Origin of the sequence: Nostocoides japonicum T1-X7 (assembly GCF_001046855.1) — a bacterium.
Lineage (GTDB): Bacteria > Actinomycetota > Actinomycetes > Actinomycetales > Dermatophilaceae > Nostocoides > Nostocoides japonicum.
Genome location: NZ_HF570958.1, coordinates 4,661,436 through 4,663,604, shown reverse-complemented (window position 1 = coordinate 4,663,604; position 2,169 = coordinate 4,661,436). Strand labels below are relative to the sequence as shown.

The window sequence follows — 2,169 nt, the reverse complement described above, 5'->3', positions numbered from 1 at the left end:
TGCGGGCTTTCCGTGGTCGGGAACGAGGTGGAACCACGACAACCCCGCACCTGCCGAGTGGCGGCGGCCTGGCGGGCTCAGGAGGAGAGGGCCAGCCGGTAGCCGCGCTTGACGACGGTCTGGACGACCTCGCGACCCCCGCACACCTCGCGGACCCGGGCCACGACGACCTCGGCGGTATGCGGGTCGCACGACGATCCGGGGAGGGCGGCGAGGAGCTGCTCGCGGGTGACGACGGCGCCGCGGGCCTCGACGAGCAGCCGGAGCACCTCCAGCCCGCTCGGTGACAGGGGCAGGACGTGGTCGCCGAGGAGCGCGACGGTCCGGCGGACCTGGAGCCGGCCCGCCGGTGTGGTGACGGCCGCGGTATGCAGGTTCTCGTAGTGGCCGACGAGGGTCCGCACGAGCGCGCCGAGCCGGCCGCGGTCGGGGACGAGCGGCTCGATCCCCACGGCGCGCAACGGTCCGGCCGTCACCGGACCCACCGCGGCCATGACCATCGAGCCGTCCCCCGACCGGCCGACGATGTCGGCGAGGGCGCCCTCGGCGCGGACGGTCCCGAGCCAGGCGTGCGCACCGGGCGCCGAGGTGAACACCGCCGCGTCGATGTCACCCGCCGCCGCGGCGCGCACCGAGTCGCGGACCGCCGCGGGGTCGCGCGGCGGTCCCCAGCGGTAGACGACGAGGCTCACGACGTCGGCACCGGCGGCGGCGAGCTCCTCGTCGATCCCGTCGGCGCCGGCGCCGTGATGCTGCACCGCGATCCGTCTCCCGTCGAGAGCCTCCTCGGCGAGGAGGTGGCCGAGGACCTCGCGGGACGTCTCGGAGTCCGCGACCCAGTCGGCGACGAGTCCGGTCGCCTGGAGCGCCCCGCGCGCCTTCGGTCCCCGCGCGACGAGGCGGGCGCCGGACAGGGCCGCGAGGAGGTCGTCGGCGAGCCCGGCCGCGTCGGCCGCCTCGACCCATCCGCGGAACCCGATCCCCGTCGTCACGACGACGATCTCGGGCGGGTCGGCGACGAGCTCCCGGGTGCGCGCGAGGAGCTGCTCGTCGTCGACGTGCGGGACGATGCCGAGACTCGGCGCATGGCGCACCGTCGCGCCGCGGCGGGCCAGGGCGCTCGCCAGCTCGCCCGAGCGCCGGTCGGCCGTCACGAGGACGACGCACCCGGCCATGACGGGGGTGAGACCTCCGCTCACCGACGCCCTCCTGTCGCCGGGGACAGGAGGGAGGTCGAGCACGGCGGTTCGACGGAGGTGGCGGCCGACGAGACGCGAGGGGCGGCCGGACCGTCGGGCGCGTCGAGGAGACCGGGATCGGCGACTCTCCCGATGACGACGACGGCCGGCGCTCGGACGGCACACTCGTCCGCCGCCGCGACGACTCCCGACAGGGGTGCCCGGACGACCCGCTGGGCCGGCAGGGTCGCGTTCTCGATGACGGCGACGGGCGTATGCGGGTCCGCACCGGCCGCGAGCAGCCGGGTCACCTGGTCGGGCAGGGTCGCGACGCCCATGAGGAGGACGAGGGTGGCGCTCGCGTCGACGACACACGCCACGGATGCGGCGTCGAGCTCTGCGTGCCCGTGGGCCACGTGGAACCCGCCGACGGTTCCCCTGTGGGTCAACGGGATTCCCACCGTGGCAGGAGCGCCGACCGCCGAGCCGACGCCGGGCACGACCTCGACCGGTATGCCGTGAGCCGCGCAGTGGGCGTGTTCCTCGCCGCCACGCCCGAAGACGTAGGGGTCGCCACCCTTGAGCCGCACGACGGTCCGGCCGCGTGTCGCGTGGTCGACGAGGATCGCGTTGATCTGCTCCTGGCTCACCTGGTGGCGGCCCGGCGTCTTGCCGACGTCGACGACCTCGACGTCGTCGGGCAGGAGACCGAGCAGCCCCGTCGGTCCGAGCCGGTCGGTCACGACGACGTCGGCCTCCGAGAGCACGCGCCGGCCGCGAAGGCTGATGAGGTCGTCGGCGCCCGGTCCGCCTCCGACCAGGACGACCCGGCCGCCGGCCCGGCTCGCCTCGCGCCGGGCTCGCAGGTCGAGCGGCGCCGTGTGGAGGTGCTCGGCGAGGGCGTCGCGCAGCCCGGCGACCCGCCGGGGATCGGCCACGCCGTGGGAGACGACGCCGACCCGCATACCGGCATGGTCGACGACGGCGGGGG

General features: G+C 76.0%; 2 protein-coding genes. Both read right to left on the bottom strand.

The genetic code is table 11. The annotated features are described in order from the left end of the window. Window positions 1-77: 77 nt before the first annotated feature. Window positions 78-1,175, bottom strand: a complete 1,098-nt coding sequence (locus BN12_RS21185; protein ID WP_048556713.1) for a uroporphyrinogen-III synthase — start codon at window positions 1,173-1,175, stop codon at window positions 78-80. A gap of 20 nt (window positions 1,176-1,195) precedes the next feature. Continuing rightward, on the bottom strand, window positions 1,196-2,169 hold a 974-nt coding region (gene cobA / locus BN12_RS21180), incomplete at its 5' end, for a uroporphyrinogen-III C-methyltransferase (RefSeq protein WP_083454831.1).